The sequence below is a fragment of the Streptomyces sp. NPDC056361 genome (assembly GCF_042262805.1).
Lineage (GTDB): Bacteria > Actinomycetota > Actinomycetes > Streptomycetales > Streptomycetaceae > Streptomyces.
Window position 1 is genome coordinate 70,408 of record NZ_JBHJQI010000019.1, and the last position, 14,981, is coordinate 85,388.

10 protein-coding genes are annotated in these 14,981 nt (G+C 73.6%); 5 read left to right on the forward strand and 5 right to left on the reverse strand.

Annotated elements, in window-relative coordinates; translation table 11 throughout:
* Nucleotides 1-11: 11 nt before the first annotated feature.
* From ACFCY7_RS09100 to ACFCY7_RS09115, 4 genes are all read left to right on the forward strand, one after another.
* Nucleotides 12-887 carry a DUF4436 domain-containing protein gene (locus tag ACFCY7_RS09100; RefSeq protein ID WP_376482753.1) on the forward strand — a complete coding sequence of 292 codons (876 nt, stop codon included), beginning with the start codon at nt 12-14 and terminating at the stop codon, nt 885-887.
* A gap of 108 nt (nt 888-995) precedes the next feature.
* Complete coding sequence (locus ACFCY7_RS09105) at nt 996-1,667, forward strand: TetR/AcrR family transcriptional regulator (protein WP_376482755.1); 672 nt, start codon at nt 996-998, stop codon at nt 1,665-1,667.
* Between the two features lie 93 nt (nt 1,668-1,760).
* Nucleotides 1,761-3,650 (forward strand): alkyl/aryl-sulfatase, encoded by a 1,890-nt coding sequence (locus ACFCY7_RS09110; protein ID WP_376482771.1) that lies wholly within the window; start codon nt 1,761-1,763, stop codon nt 3,648-3,650.
* Nucleotides 3,651-3,836: 186 nt separating this feature from the next.
* Nucleotides 3,837-5,699, forward strand: coding sequence for a SpoIIE family protein phosphatase (locus ACFCY7_RS09115; RefSeq protein WP_376482756.1), 1,863 nt, complete (start codon nt 3,837-3,839; stop codon nt 5,697-5,699).
* 12 nt (nt 5,700-5,711) lie between these two features.
* On the opposite strand, the gene ACFCY7_RS09120 is transcribed toward ACFCY7_RS09115, so the two are convergent.
* Both ACFCY7_RS09120 and ACFCY7_RS09125 read right to left on the reverse strand, forming a co-directional pair.
* Nucleotides 5,712-6,539 (reverse strand): DUF1684 domain-containing protein, encoded by an 828-nt coding sequence (locus ACFCY7_RS09120; RefSeq protein WP_376482757.1) that lies wholly within the window; start codon nt 6,537-6,539, stop codon nt 5,712-5,714.
* A 348-nt stretch (nt 6,540-6,887) separates the two neighbouring features.
* Nucleotides 6,888-7,961 carry a chitinase gene (locus ACFCY7_RS09125; protein WP_376482759.1) on the reverse strand — a complete coding sequence of 358 codons (1,074 nt, stop codon included), beginning with the start codon at nt 7,959-7,961 and terminating at the stop codon, nt 6,888-6,890.
* A 207-nt stretch (nt 7,962-8,168) separates the two neighbouring features.
* Between ACFCY7_RS09125 and ACFCY7_RS09130 the strand changes: the two genes are divergently transcribed.
* Nucleotides 8,169-8,627: a group II truncated hemoglobin gene (locus ACFCY7_RS09130; RefSeq protein WP_376482761.1), complete on the forward strand. Its 459-nt coding sequence runs from the start codon at nt 8,169-8,171 to the stop codon at nt 8,625-8,627.
* A 6-nt stretch (nt 8,628-8,633) separates the two neighbouring features.
* Here the strand turns inward: ACFCY7_RS09130 and ACFCY7_RS09135 are convergent, their stop codons facing one another.
* From ACFCY7_RS09135 to ACFCY7_RS09145, 3 genes are all read right to left on the reverse strand, one after another.
* On the reverse strand, nt 8,634-9,968 hold the full coding sequence (locus tag ACFCY7_RS09135; RefSeq protein ID WP_376482762.1) for a PQQ-binding-like beta-propeller repeat protein: 1,335 nt from the start codon (nt 9,966-9,968) through the stop codon (nt 8,634-8,636).
* Nucleotides 9,969-10,104: 136 nt separating this feature from the next.
* On the reverse strand, nt 10,105-12,702 hold the full coding sequence (locus ACFCY7_RS09140; protein ID WP_376482764.1) for a bifunctional serine/threonine protein kinase/MFS transporter: 2,598 nt from the start codon (nt 12,700-12,702) through the stop codon (nt 10,105-10,107).
* Nucleotides 12,703-12,848: 146 nt separating this feature from the next.
* Nucleotides 12,849-14,852, reverse strand: a complete 2,004-nt coding sequence (locus ACFCY7_RS09145; protein ID WP_376482765.1) for a SpoIIE family protein phosphatase — start codon at nt 14,850-14,852, stop codon at nt 12,849-12,851.
* Between the last annotated feature and the right edge of the window lie 129 nt (nt 14,853-14,981).

Sequence of the window (14,981 nt, forward strand, 5' to 3'; positions counted from 1 at the left end):
CGGGAGCCTCCATGTCCTCCATCCGACGCCACAAGCCGAGCCGGGGCCGGGTCCTGCCCGCCGTAGTGGCCTGCTGCCTGATCGTGGCCGCCATCGTGCTCGGCACGTGGCTCCAGTTCGGCGAACGCCAAGCCCTCGACACGGTGTACAGCGCCGGTGGTTCGGAGCCCGACCGCGTGGACATCGAGGCCTCCATCCAGCGTGTCGACGCCGCCGGCCGCGAGCTGACCCTGCGCGTGCTCGTCACGCCGCGCGGGGAGCTCGCCGAGGCCGGCGGCGTCTCCCCCACCGAGGATCTGACGCTCCAGACGTCGACCTCCACCCGGGGCGACCTGTCCTTCAAGGCGCACAGCCGCATCGCCACCAAGGACCTGCCCGTCGCGCTGACGGGCGGCTCGATCACGGACTACCCCTTCGACGCCTACACCGCCGCCATCGAGTTCAGTGCCACGCAAGGGGGCGAGAAGGTCCCCGTCCACATGACGCTGACCAACGGCGACGCCCTCTTCTCGGCCCGGGTGGACGCGCTGGCGGAGAACGGGACCGCGATCTTCGACGTGGACCTCGGGCGCTCCAACAGCGTGCTCATCTTCGCCGTGTTCATGATGGTCGCCATGTGGGCGCTGGCGCTCTCGGTGCTCACCGGCGCCTGGTTCCTCGTCACCCGGCGCCTGGGTCTGACCTGGCCCGCCCTCGGCTGGATGGCGGCGACCCTCTTCGCCCTCGCGGCCTTCCGCAACACGGCCCCGGGGACCCCGCCCATCGGCTCCCTCCTGGACTACATCGCCTTCCTCTGGGCCGAGATCGTCATCGCGTTCTGCCTCGTCGCGGTGGTGGCCTCGGGCTTCAGGAACGAACGCCGGGCGTCGCGGGGGGACACCCCCTAGGTCCTGTCCGGGACGTAGGGCCAGGCGTCACCTGCGGGGACGGGGCCTGGACCCCGTCCCCGCAGGTGGCGCGCCCGTCGTCGGCGCGGGCTCTGACACGATGACCCGATGGGCGACACAGGGACCGAAGGCGGGGACGGGACGGACGCCGGCGCACGGGGGCGCCGGCGTCGACGCGATCCGGAATGGACGTACGCGGCGCTGGTGGACGCGCTGCTCGCACTCGTCTCCGAAAGCGGGCGGGAGCCCACCCGGAAGGCGATCGCCGAGCGGGCGGGGGTGTCGGAGCGGACGGTGTTCGTGCACTTCGCCGACCGCGAGACGCTGTACGTCGCCGCCGCCCGGCGGCAGGCCGAGCGGTGGCGCGCCCACGCGGAGCCGGTGGACCCGGACGGGGACACGGCGCGGAAGGTGCGGGCGCTGCTGGCACAGCGCGGCCGCATGTACGAGGTGATGACCCCGATCCGCAGGATCGGGCTCGGCCTGGAGGCGGACTCGCCGGGACTGCGCGGGGTGATGGCCGAGGGCGACGCATGGCTGCGGGCCGACCTCGCCGGGATGTTCGCACCGGAGCTGGACGCGGAGCCGGGCGCCCGGAGCGCCGGAGGTCTGCTCGACGCGGTGGAGGCCGCCTCCTCGTGGGCGGTCTGGGACCACCTCCGGTCCCGGCGGGGGCTCGACGAGGCCGCGGCCCGCGCGGCGATCGGCCGCACGCTCCGGGCGCTCCTCGGGGTGGGCGCGGAGCCCGCGGCGGACCTTCCGGAGGTGCCCACCCCTTGACTCGTATTGCAGTGTGACTGCAATAGTGGGCGCCCGACCGAGAAGGGTGCGCACCGCCATGACTCCGATGAACCGGCGGCAGCCGCCGTCTCGCTGAACCCGCAGACCGCCGAGGCGCTCGCCGGGCACCTCCCCCACGACGGACCGACGACGCCGACGCGGACCGACGGGCTGCCGTACGACGACGACGCCGACTTCGCCGACGCCGACCGCGGCTTCGTCGCGGCCTTCACCGGCGGGCCCCTCACCACCGCCTCGGGGAAGACCGTCTGGGACCCCGCCGCCTACCGGTTCCTCGCCGGAGCGAAGGACGACGCGGACGCCCCCGACACCGTCGACCCGAGCCTGTGGCGGCAGGCGCGCCTCCTGTCACGCCAGGGGCTCTACCGCGTCACGGACCGGATCTACCAGGTCAGGGGCCTGGACCTGTCGAACATGACCATCGTCGAGGGCGACACCGGCATCATCGTCATCGACCCGCTGATCTCCGCCGAGACCGCCGCCGCGGCCCTGCGGCTCTACCGCGACCACCGCGGCGACCGCCCGGTCCGGGCCATGATCTACACCCACCCGCACGTCGACCACTTCGGCGGCTGCCGCGGCGTGCTGCCCGACGGAGCCGGGGACGTACCCGTCCTGGCCCCGAAGGGCTTCATGGAGCACGCGGTCAGCGAGAACGTGTACGTCGGCACCGCGATGGCCCGCCGCGCCGCCTACATGTACGGCTCGACCCTCCCGAAGAACGCGGCCGCGCAGGTCGGCTGCGGGCTCGGCCTCACCGTCTCCCTCGGCACCGTCGGACTCATCGCGCCCACCCGCCTCATCGGCGCCACCGGCGAGGAGGTCACCCTGGACGGGGTCCGCATCCGGTTCCAGATGACCCCGGGGACCGAGTGCCAGGAGGAGATGAACTTCCTCTTCCCCGACCTGCGCGCGGTCTGCATGGCGGAGAACGCCACGCACACCATGCACAACGTCCTCACCCTGCGCGGCGCCCAGGTGCGCGACGCCCACGCCTGGGCCGGCTACCTCACCGAGGCGATCGGCCTCTACGCCGGGGCCGCCGACGTCGCCTTCGCCTCCCACCACTGGCCCACCTGGGGCAACGACGCCATCGTCGAGCTCCTCACCCACCAGCGGGACCTGTACGGCTACCTGCACGACCAGACCGTACGGCTGATCAACCGGGGCCTGACCGGCACCGAGATCGCGGAGACCTTCCGGCTCCCGCCCCGGCTGGAGGGCGTCTGGGCCAACCGCGGCTACTACGGTTCCCCGAGCCACAACGTCAAGGCCGTCTACCAGCGGTACATGGGCTGGTTCGACGGCAACCCCGCCCACCTGTGGCAGCACCCGCCCGTCGAGGAGGCCCGTCGCTGGGTGGAATCACTCGGCGGCCAGGCGGCGGTCCGCGCCCGCGCCCGGCACTACGCCGACCGCGGCGACCTCCGCTTCGCGGTCACGCTGCTCGGCCACGCCGTCTTCAACGACCCCGAGGACACCCGGGCCAAACGCCAACTCGCCGCCCTCTACACCCGGTTGGGCCGAGCCGTCGAGAACGCCGTGTGGCGGAACTTCTACCTCACCGGCGCCCAGGAACTCCTCCACGGCATCACCCCGCACGCCACCGCCACCCTCGGCCCCGACATGTACCTCGCCCTGTCGACCGGCCAGATCATCGACAGCCTCGCCGTCCGCGTCGACGGGCCGAAGGCCTGGTCGCTCCGGATCGCCGTCGACTGGCACATCGGCGCCGACTACTGGCACCTGCGCCTCGGCAACGGCCTGCTCACCTGGACCACCGGCAGCAGCCCCGGCCCCGACGCCGGCCTGACCATGACGATGACCAAGCCCCAACTGCTCGCCCTGCTCGCCGGAAAGGGCACCGCCGGCATCACCATGACCGGCGACCCCGGCCTCCTCACCCGCCTCCTCTCCGTCCTCGACACTCCCGACACGGACTTCCCGATCGTCACCCCCTGACGACACCGCGTCGCCGTCACGGGCCGTGCGGCCGTGCTCCCCGAGTGTGATCGTGAGGGTACATGCGGGTCCGTCTTCCGCATGGCTGGTGCATACCGGCGGCTTCCGGTGCATGCTGTGCAGCAAGAGCGTTCGAGTTCCTGTGTGGAGGCCGAAAGAGTGAAAGGCGGCAACCGGAGGCGGCGCGTGAGCAGCCGGGCTTCGGGTGGACAGGGCTCGGTGGTGCGCCGGTCGGGGGGTGGCCGCGGGCGGTCCGCGCGCGGCGGCGGGGGTGTTCCGCTTGACCGGCTGTCCACGCGGGGGAGGCTCGCGTGGCTGAGTTCCGCCGGGTCGAGGATCGGGACGACACTGGACCTGGAGCGCACCGCGCGGGAGCTCGCCGAGTTCACGGTGCCGGGCTTCGCCGACGGGGCCGCCGTCGACATCCTGGAGAGCGTCCTGCGCGGCGACGAGGGCTTGCGGTGGACCGGAACGGGCGTCCCGCCGATGCGGGCGGCCGCACTGTGCTCGGTCGAGGAGCTGTCCTCGCTGGAACCGACACCGGTCGGCGAGACGTCCGTACGCGTCGAGGAGCAGCACGAGACGCTGCTCCACCGCTACTGCCTGCGACAGGGCAAGCCGGTGCTGCTGAGCCGCATGCGGCACGACGACTTCATCAAGGTGGCGCCGACGGCGAGCGCCGCGACGAAGATGCGCGCCGCCGGGGTGCACAGCTACCTCGCGGTGCCCCTGATCGCCCGCGGCCTGCTGCTGGGGAGCGCCGACTTCGTGCGCGGCGCGGGGTCGCCGCCGTTCTCGGCCACGGACCTGGCCCTCGCCGAGCAGCTGGCCTCCCAGGCCGCCGTCTTCATCGACAACGCACGGCTGTACGGGCGCGAGCGCGAGCACGTCGTGTCGTTGCAGCGCAGTCTGCTGCCGCGCGCGACGCCCGTCACGCCGGGGCTGCGGGTGCACGCCGAGTACGCCCCCTCCACGGGCCACCACGAGGTGGGCGGCGACTGGTACGACGTCATGGCGCTGCCCAGCGGCCGTACGGCCCTGATGGTGGGCGACGTGATGGGGCACGGCCTGCCCGCCGCCGCGACCATGGGGCGCCTGCGGGCGGTCGCGCGCACCCTGATGACCCTGGACATGGCCCCGGAGCGCGTCCTCGCCCGGCTCGACCTCGCCACCCGCGACCTGGAGGACGAGCAGGTCGCCACCTGCCTCTGCGCGGTGTACGACCCGGCCGACTCCACGTACACGCTGGCCAGCGCCGGGCACCTGCCCCCGCTCCTGCTCGGCGGAAACGGCTCGGCCGACTTCGTGGACGTGCCCATCGGCGCGCCGCTCGGCGCGGGGGTGATCCCGTACGATCCGGTCCGCGTGACGGTCCCCGAGGGCGGCGACCTGATCATGTACACGGACGGCCTCATCAAGTCCCGGCACGCCGACCTGGACCATCAGCTGGACCTGCTGCGCGCGGCGGCGCTCGACCTGGGCTCCTCGGCGCTCGTCGGCGGCGGCCTGGTCGAGCGCGCGCCGGCCGGCGACGCCCGGTTCGACGAGGCGGTGCTCCTCACCGCGACGACCACCGCCACGACCACGGCGACGACCACCGCGACCACGACGGCGGCCCCGGCGACCGAGGCGGTCCGGACGGCGGTGTCCGGGGTCGACGGGACCCCGGACACGCCGGTCGACCTCCGCGTGTGGCGGCTGCCGCAGGAGGGCCGCGCCGCGTCGGTCGCCCGGGGGCTGGTCACCGAGCAGCTCGCCGAGTGGAATCTGACGGAGCTCGCCGACGTGTGCGAACTCGTCGTCTCCGAACTCGTCGGCAACGCCCTGCGCTACGGCAACGGCCCCGGCGAACTCCGGCTCCTCCGCGGCGAACGCCTCGTCGTCGAGGTCTCGGACACGGGACCCGACCTGCCCCAGATCCAGCACGCGGACCTCAGCGACGAGGGCGGCCGCGGCCTCCAGCTCATCAACATGCTCTGCCGCCGGTGGGGCTCCTGCCGCACCGTCACCGGCAAGGTCGTGTGGGCGGAGCAGAACCTGCACTCGTGACCGGCGCCGCCGTCAGGCGCGCCGCTCGTGGGGGATCTTCTCGCCCGCCTCGATCGCGACGGGGAGCCGGTTCTCCGCCGGGGGCAGCGGGCAGGTGGCGAAGTCCGTGTAGGCGCAGGGGAGGTTGGTGGCGCGGTTGAAGTCGAGCACCACCGTGCCGTCGGGCCCGGGGGCGTCGACGCGGAGGTCCCGGTTGGCCGCGTACGTGGTGACGCCCGAGGTCGTGTCGGTGAAGAGCACGGTGAGGCTGCCGGGGGTGTGCCCGTTGAAGGCGGTCAGGCTCAGCTCGCGGCCGTCGAGGCGGAAGGTGATCCGGCCCGGCGCGTCGTAGACGTGCCGCAGGCCCTCGACGGAGGCGCCGACGGTGGTCGGACGCGGCTCGGGGAAGGGGAGGTACCGGCCGGTGGCCACCCAGCGCGGATCGGGCGCGTAGGCGGGGGTTCCCCCGAAGGCGACGCGCAGCGGATGCCCGGGGTCCCTCGGGCGCACCACGTGGTGGCCGCCGCGCTTGGCGACCTCGATCACGACGTCGCCCCAGACGGCGTCGACGCCGCCGCGCTCGGGGATCGCGCCGAAGGTGTACCGCCCCCGCACCGGGGTGCCGTCGACGACGAGTTCCGTCCCCTCGTCGAGTGCGACGGTGACGCCTCCGGGGCCGGTCGACCAGGCTCCGGGCGCGCCGGGGAAGCGCTGCGGCTCGGCGGTGGGCCAGTGCAGGCCGGTGATGGCGAGGAAGCCGTGCTCGGCGGCGAGCCGGGCGTCCTTGGCGCGGTGCCACGCCTCCCACTCCTCGGTGAAGTCGGGCGTGGTGGTGGCGGACGGGACGGTCGGGGCACTCATGTGTCCTCCTGCGAGACGGGTCGTGGCACGGGTGCGCGGCCCGCGCCGCGGATCACCGGGGCAGGGAGGGACGGACAGCCGGGCGGGCCGCGCGGGGTGGCGCTCGGGGCGCGAGCGGTACGCGAGGGGTGCGCGAAGGCCCTGGGGTCGCGGCGGGACGCCGGCGGGGAGGGCTTCGGTGTCAGCCCGAACAGGACGTGGTCGTGACGCGCGCGTAGTCCACGTGGCGGCGCATCACGAGCAAGGTCATGGAGCCAGCAAAGCACACCCGCCGCGCGGGGCGCCAGGGGTGGCCGCGGTGAGGGGACGCCCCCGCCGTGGCGGGGGCGTCCTCGTGTGCCGGGCCGGCTACCGGCCCTGGAGGGCCTTGACGTTGTTGCCGAAGGTCCAGTTCTTCGAACCGTCCCAGTTAGCCGACCAGGTCATGAGGCCCTTGAGGGAACCGCCGTAGTGGTTCCAGGCCTGGGCCACGGCCGTCGGGGCCATGTACCCGCCGCCGGCGCCCGGTTGGGCGGGGAGGCCGGGGACCTGCTTGTCGTACGGGACGCGGATGGTGGTGCCCTGGATCACGAGTCCGCGGTTGAGGCAGTCGGTCTGGGCGACGAACCCGGCGACGGTGCCGGCGGAGTAGGAGTCGCCGGAACAGCCGTACATGCTGCCGTTGTAGTACTGCATGTTGAGCCACCAGAGGCGGCCGTTGTCCGCGTACTTCTTGACGATGGGCAGGTACGCGCCCCAGATGGACCCGTAGGCGACGCTGCCGCCGGTGACGTACGCGGTCTCCGGTGCCATGGTCAGTCCGAATCCGGCGGGCATGCGGGCGAGGACTCCGTCGATGATGCGCACCAGGTTGGCCTGCGAGGTGGAGAGGGTGCCGATGGACCCGCTGCCGACGAGGCCGGTCTCGATGTCGATGTCGATGCCGTCGAAGTTGTACGTCTTGAGGATCGGCACGACGGTCTCGACGAAGCGGTCGGCGACGGCGCGGGAGCTGAGGTCGATTCCGGCGGCGGCACCGCCGATCGAGAGCAGGAGGGTGGCTCCGGCGGCCTTCGCGCGGCACATCTCGGCCGGGGTGGAGACGCGGACGGTGCTGTCCATGCCGTCCTCCCACAGCACCGTGCCGTCCGAACGGATCACGGGAAAGGCGGCGTTGACGACGTTGTAGCCGTGGGCCGCGAAGCGCGGGTCGTCGATGGGCGCCCAGCCGAAGGGCGGATGGACGCCGTTGGCGGCGCCGTCCCAGTTCTCCCAGTACCCCTGGAGCACCTTTCCGGCGGGCCTCTGCTTGAGGGCGCAGGTGTCCGCCGCGGGTGCCGCGGCGGCGGGGGTCGGGGCGAGGGTGGTGGCGACGAGGGCGGCGGCGGCGAGAAGGGTGCCGAGACCCGCTCCGAGGGCGCGGGTGATCCGATGGCCTGGCATGCGTGCTCCTGAGGACGTGGGGTGTTCCTAGGCTTCGCGCGCGTTCCAGCAGACCGTAGGTTGGTCCAGACCTTTCGTCAACAGGCTTCACTCACAAGGGACTTGATGCGCACACGACGACACGCCCCGCCGAGAGCGAACATCCTTGGATCCGGGCCGCGTCGTGGGGAGGCTGGGAGCACACATCCCGGATCCCGGAGGCCTTCCATGAGCGCCGAACACACGAACACCCTGTACGAGGCCGTCGGCGGAGCCGACGCGCTGCGCCGGCTCTCCGACACGTTCTACCGAGGAGTCCTGGCCGACCCCCTCCTCGCACCCGTCTTCGCCGACTTCACCGCCACCCACGTCGAGCACGTGGCCGTCTGGCTGGCGGAGGTCTTCTCGGGACCCGCCGCGTTCACCGCGGAGCACGGCGGACACCAGGCCCTCCTCCGCGCCCATCTCGGCCTCGGCATCACGGAGGAACAGCGCCTGCGCTGGATGGAGTTGATGACGACGGCCGTGGAGAAGGAACTCCCGGACGACGCCCTGCTGCGCCGCCGCGTGATCGAGTACTTCGACTGGGGCACGCGCATCGCCGAGGACGTCTCCGCCTCCCCCCGGGGAACGGACCTCGGCGACCCCGGCCCCACCCCGCGCTGGGGCTGGGACGGCCTCGCCTGACCGACCTCAGCGACGTTCGTAGGCCGTGAAGGGCCGGGACCCGGTCGCGTAGGCGTCGTAGCGGGCGACGACGAGCCGGTCCCGGTGCGTGAAGATCGCGTCCACGGAGCCCATGCCGTCCGGGAGGTCGTAGATCTCGCGCTGCTCGCCCGTGGCCGGATCGAGGACACGGACGCGGTAGGGGTTCTTGCGGTGCGAGGTCAGGACGGTGAGCCTCCCGTCCCGGACGAGGAGGCGGTACCCGCTGTCGCCGTGGAGGCGGTCGTCGCCGGGGGTGCCGCCCCAGACGGGGGCCCCGGTGGCCAGGTCGAAGGCGGTCAGGTGGTAGCGGCTGTCACGGGACCTCTTCGTCGGGGGTTCGGGCATCACGTAGAGCCTGCGGTCGTCCGCCGCCGCCATGAGCCGGCTGTGGAACTTGATCTCGCCGTACGGGCCGTTGAAGTCGACCGGCGGGTTCGGGCGGCCGTCCCTGCCGAAGGAGAAGTACGCCCCCTGGTCGCCGTCGCCGGATTCCGAGGCGGCCACGACCACCGGGTCGGCCGACACGAAGGCCGCGGAGGCGTCGTAGCCGATGGCGCGCCGGCCCCCGAGCGGAGCGGACCACTTGAGCGCGCCGGTGGCCGGGTCGAAGGCGGCGGTGTGCAGTTCGGCGTCCTCCGCGACCTTCTCGTCCCAGAGGTTGTCGTCGCCGCCGCAGGCGAGGAAGGCGGCGACCTGGCGCTCGGCCGCCGCGGTCCGGCCCGGGACGCAGTCCTTCGGCAGGGCCGCCTTCCAGCGGTGCTTCCCGGTGCGTATGTCCACGGCGCTCAGCTGGTCCTTCTGGAGGAGCACGGCGACGCCGCCGCCGGCGGAGACCGAGGAGTCCTGGAAACGGAGCGGCTCGGGCTCGCTGAGCGGGGCCTGCCAGAGCTCGCGGCCGTTCTTCATGTCGATGCCGACGGCGGTGGTGCAGGACGTGTCCTTGGCCGAGGAGGAGGCGCCGTCCCCGTCGCGGACCAGGACCAGGACCGAGCGGGCGGTGTCGGCCGTGGCGTGGCAGACCGACGAGCGGCCGGGCGGCACGTACTCCCACCTCCGCCCGCCGGTGGCGGCGTCGAACCCGGTCACCGCGTCGAAGCGGCTGCGGACCAACGAGTCGCCGGACAGCCAGGCCCCCGTGCCGTGCGGTTCGGCCTTGCGGTCCGCGGGGGTGTCCCAGGCAACTCCCATGGCTTCGTTCTCGTCCCCGGAGAACACGCACCCGGTGGCGAGCCAGCCGAGGGCGACCAGGGCCGCCCCCGTCGCCGTCAGAGCGCGCCCGACCCGTCCGCCGGACGGCACCCCGTTCACCCGCATGGTCATGTCCGCTCCCCCCGAGCCTTTCGCCGTCGACGATCCACGCGCGTTCACGTGCTCCCCGGCGGCGATCATCATAGGGAGCCGTCCGCCCGACCGGACGGCGCACCGGCCGAGACCACGTGAAGGGACACCCGTAGTACTAGTGCCCGGGCTCCTTCGACGTGATCAGGAGGCCGCCGACCAGGCCCGCGAGGAGCATGAGGGCGGCCGCGCACCACAGGGTGACGGAGTAGCCGGCGAGGACCGCCGCTTCGGTGCTGGTGGCGAGGTCCATCAGGGAGTCGGGGAAGTCGTACGGGTCGAGCAGGACGCCGCTCTCGAGCGGCGTCCGCAGCTCCTCCGGGATGCCCGAGACGCCGCTCAGCCGGTCGGAGATCACCGCGGCGAGGAGGACGCCGACCAGCGGCGTGGCGAGGAGCCCGCCGAGGTTCTGGGCCGTGAGGACGACCGCGGCGGTTCCGCCGGGGTTGCGGGCGAAGGCCGTGCCGGTCGCGGTGGCGATGAGGGGGGAGAGCGCGAGGCCGAGGCCGGTGCCGATGAGGAGGAGCGGGGGCAGGACCAGGCCGGAGTACGAGCCGTCCACGTCCAGCCGGGTCAGCAGGGCCGTGCCGACCGCAGCGAGGAGCAGCCCGGGCCCGATCAGGAGGCCGGGCGCGATCCGGTGCTGGAGGCGGGCGGAGACCTGGGTGGAGACGATCAGGACGGCGGCCGCCATGGGCAGCAGCGCCATGCCGATGTCGGCCGGCAGGTAGTAGAAGGCGCCGCTCAGGAAGCGGTACAGGACCAGGAACACGGCCGAGGAGCCCGTGCCCACGAGGAGCAGGGCGAGCAGGGAGTAGAGGCGGCTCCGGTCCTGGAACACCTGCGGCGGGACGAGCGGATCGCTCGACCGGGTCTGCCACCGGGCGAAGACCGCGAGCAGGACCGCGCCGGCCACGAGCAGGAGCAGGGTCAGCGGCTCGGTCCAGCCCTCCGTGCCCGAGCCGGACGACCCTTCGCCCGCCATGAGGCCGAAGCCGAGGGCGGCGAGGCCGGCGGTGCCCAGGAGTGTGCCCGGCACGTCGAAGCGGACGGAGGCGCGGGCCCACCGGTCGTCGGAGAGGCTGCCCGCCACGGCGACGGCCAGGGCGGCGAGCGGCACGATGACGTAGAAGCACCAGCGCCAGCCGAAGTTCTCCTCCAGCCAGCCGCCCGTGTAGTCGCCGATCGCGAGACCGCCGCCCGCCAGCGCCGCGTAGAGCCCGAAGGCCCTGCCGCGTTCCTTCGGGTCGCCGAAGCCGCCGACGACCAGGGCGAGTGCGGCGCTGGAGGCCAGCGCGGCGCTCACGCCCTGGAGGATCTGCGCCGCGACGAACAGCGCGGTGGCGGGCGCCGCGCCGCCGACGGCGGTGGCCACGGCGCACCCCGACAGGCCGACGATCAGCGTCCTCTTGCGGCCGAGGAGGTCGGTGACGTGCCCCCCGAGCAGCAGCAGCGCCCCGAAGGCCAGCCCCTGGGCGGCGAGCATCGTCCGCAGGTCGTCGGCGCCGACGCCGAGATCCCTCGTCGCGGACGGCAGTGCCACGTACGCCGCCGCCGAGCCGATCGCCACCAGGAGCTGCGCCAGCAGGGCCGCGACGAGTCCCCGCCACCGCTTCGGGGAGGCGCCCGGCGCCTCGGGCGGGACCGCGAGAGGGGACCAGCCGCCCGGCACCGGGCCGCCGGCCGGCCCGAATCCAGGCGGCGGCCGGTGGTCGACCGGCGTCGTCGGCGGATACGCGGGAGGCTGCGGGACGGATTGGGGGACCGACTGGGCCTGGGACGGGATCCGCGGGTCCGCCGACTGCGTGACCCGGGTCTCGGGCGCGAAGTCGAGCAACTTCGCCGCGTGACGGCCGAGTTGGGCGAGGACGGAGCCGGGGAGCCATTCCTCGGCCCGGTCGGTGAGCGTACGCGCGGCGACGTCGGCGGGGGTGGGCCGCCGCGCCGGGTCCTTGTCCAGGCACTCGCGGACGAGGTCGAGGAGCGAGTCCGGCACGCCGGTGAGGTCGGGCTCGTCCTCGGCGATCCGGAACAGGTGCGCGTGAAGACCGGTGTCCGTGGCGCCGAAGAGGAGCCGGCCGGTGGCGGCGTAGACGAGGACGGCTCCCAGGCAGAACACGTCGCTGGCCGGGGTGAGTTCGAGACCGCGCACCTGCTCCGGCGACATGAAGCCGGGCGAGCCGATCAGCATCCCGGTGCGGGTGCGCAGGCTGTCCCCGCCCAGGCCGTCCATCGCGCGGGCGATGCCGAAGTCGATGACGCGCGGTCCGTCCACGGTCACCAGCACGTTGGACGGCTTCAGGTCGCGGTGGATGAGGCCCGCGCCGTGCACGGACCGGAGGGCCGCGGCGAGGCGGTGGGCGAGGGTGCGGACCGAGTGCTCGGGCAGCGGCCCGAAGTCCCGGGCGACGACGGTCGTCAGATCGGGTCCGGGGATGTACTGGGTCGCCACCCAGGGCACCGGCGCCTCGGTGTCGGCGTCGAGGACGGCGGCCGTCCAGTCGCCGCCCACCCGCCGGGCGGCCGCGACCTCGCGGGCGAACCGCTGCCGGAATTCGGGGTGTTGGGCGTGCTCGGCCTGCACCACCTTCACCGCGACCGTCCGGCCGGCTTCCGACCGCCCGAGGTACACCAGCCCCATCCCTCCCTCGCCCAGGCGGGCGATGAGACGGTACGGGCCGATGCGCGTCGGATCTTCGGTGATCAACTGGTCCACGCGAGTAACATAGTTGAGGCCGCCGATCCCCGCGGCGGATCACCGCGAACCATGGCCGACGTCACGGATCCCACGCCCGCCCGGCCGTCCGGCCGGGCACCGGTGGGGTGCCGTCCGGCGTCGGCGGTTCTCGTGAGGGGTCCTCGTCAGCGCCTCGCGGGCCCCTTCGTGCCGATCTCCGCCCAGACGGTCTTGCGGTCGTCGGTGTAGCGCACGCCCCAGTCGTCGGCGATGGAGGCGCAGATGAGGAGCCCGCGACCGCCCTCGTCGACGGCTTTGGCGTGGCGCAGGTGCGGGGCGGCCTGGCCGGCGTCGCTCACCTCGCAGATGACTCCGGTGCCGTGCCTCAGCAGGCGGAGGGTGACCGGGGCCTCGCCGTAGCGGATGGCGTTGGTGACGAGTTCGCTGGCGACGAGCGTCACCGCGAAGGGGTCGAGCGGGAGGTCCCACACGGCGATGCGGTCCTCGACGAGGTTCCGGGCGGTGCCGACCGCCTCGAAGTCGAAGGGGATGTCCCACGCGACCAGTTCGTCCGAGGACAGTCGGCGGGTGCGGGCGAGCAGGAGCACGCGGTCGGGGGCGAGGAGGCGTTCCACGTCGTCGGCCATCGCCTCCGGGTCGCGGTCGGGCCGGGAGAGCGCGGCCATGATGCCGGCCGCCCGAACTCCGTCGTCGCCGGGCGCTGGTGCGGAGGCCAGGCAGAGCGTGCTGCCCTCGGGGAGCGTCAAGGTCGCGCAGGCGAACGGCGGGCCCTCGGCGCCGAGGAGGGGTCCGTCCTCCACGGGTCGGTCGTCGACCGACCCGTCGGGCCGCACGACGGCGAAGAGGGAGGTGCCCGCGCGGGCGACGTCGAGGCGGCCGACGGCGGGGTCGTACACGGCGATCGTGCAGTTCGCGGTCGGCTCGTCGGCTCCGGGGGCGTCGCCCTGCTCGCCGGAGAGCCGGCGCGTGGTGGTGTGCAGTCGGGCCAGGAGCTCGTGCGGGTCCAGGTCGAGGGTGCTCAGGCTGTGGACGGCGGTGCGCAGCCGGCTCATGGTGGCGACCGCGCTCAGTCCCGGGTTCTCGACCTGCCCCACCACCAGGGCCACCCGCGCTCCGGGCAGCGGGATCACGTCGTACCAGGATCCGGCGCCGGTGCCGCCGGGGCGGTGCCGCTGGGCGACGTCGACGGCGCGCTGGGTGGCCTCGTGCTGGCGCAGCGGCCAGCCCTGCAGCGCGTACATCACGATGTGCTCGCGGGTGAAGCGGAGCGCGTTCTCCAGGCAGGTCGCCGTGCGGGCCGCGATGGCGTCGGCGAGCGCGACGTCGTCGGGGCCGTACGGTTCGGCCGTGTCGGCGCGGTGGAAGGCGACGGCGCCGAGCACCTGCCCGTGCGCTTTCAGCGGTGCCACGAGAACGGCCCCCGGGCGGCCGCCGTCCGTCGCCGCGACGGGCAGCAGGGTCGCCGCCTCCGGCAGCGTGTCGCCGAAGATGCCCGGCAGCAGGACCGGGCCGACGTCCGGTACGGGCGGGCCCGCCGCCGTCCGGCCGGCGGCGGCGCAGCGGAGCAGCGGGGCCGCGTCGGCGGACTCCAGGGCGGGGTCCTTCCCCCTCAGGACGGCGTCGGTGAGGGCGACGACCACGGAGTCCGCGAACCCGGGCAGGGTCACCTGGACCAGCTCGCGGGCGGTGCGCTCCACGTCGAGGCCGGTGCCTATCCGCTCGTGCGCGTCGTGCAGCAGGCCGAGCCGGGCGCGGGCGCGTTCGCGTTCGGTGACGTCGGTGCTCGTGATGACCAGGCCGAGCGCGTGTCCGTCTCCGTTCTCCAGGCGGTGGACGGAGACGGAGAAGACGGAACGCCGGTGGGCTTCGCCGACCGGCCCTCCGGTGAGCAGGTGGAGGGCCGCCGGACGGCCGGTGGCGAGGACGTCGCGGAGCACGGTCTCGTCGTACGCGACCCCGAAGACGGCGTACGCCTCGGCCGCCGGACGCCCGATGATCCGTTCGACCGGGTTGCCGCGCACCCCGGCGGCGACCTCGTTCACCTTGATCACGCGCAGGTCCCGGTCCAGCACGTGGAGTCCCACCTGGGACTGGGTGAAGACGGCCCTCAGGATCGCCTCTCCCCAGCCGTTTTCGCCGGTCGTGACCAGAGAGTCTTCCTCGTCCACTCGCCCCTCCCGCGGGGTGACGTGCTCTCCGCGCGAGCGGAGGTGAGCCGAAGTCCTACGTCTACATCGGCGGCGGCCTGGCGTGCTCTCCGCGCGAGCGGAGGTGAGCCGAGCACGGAGTCGGTCCTG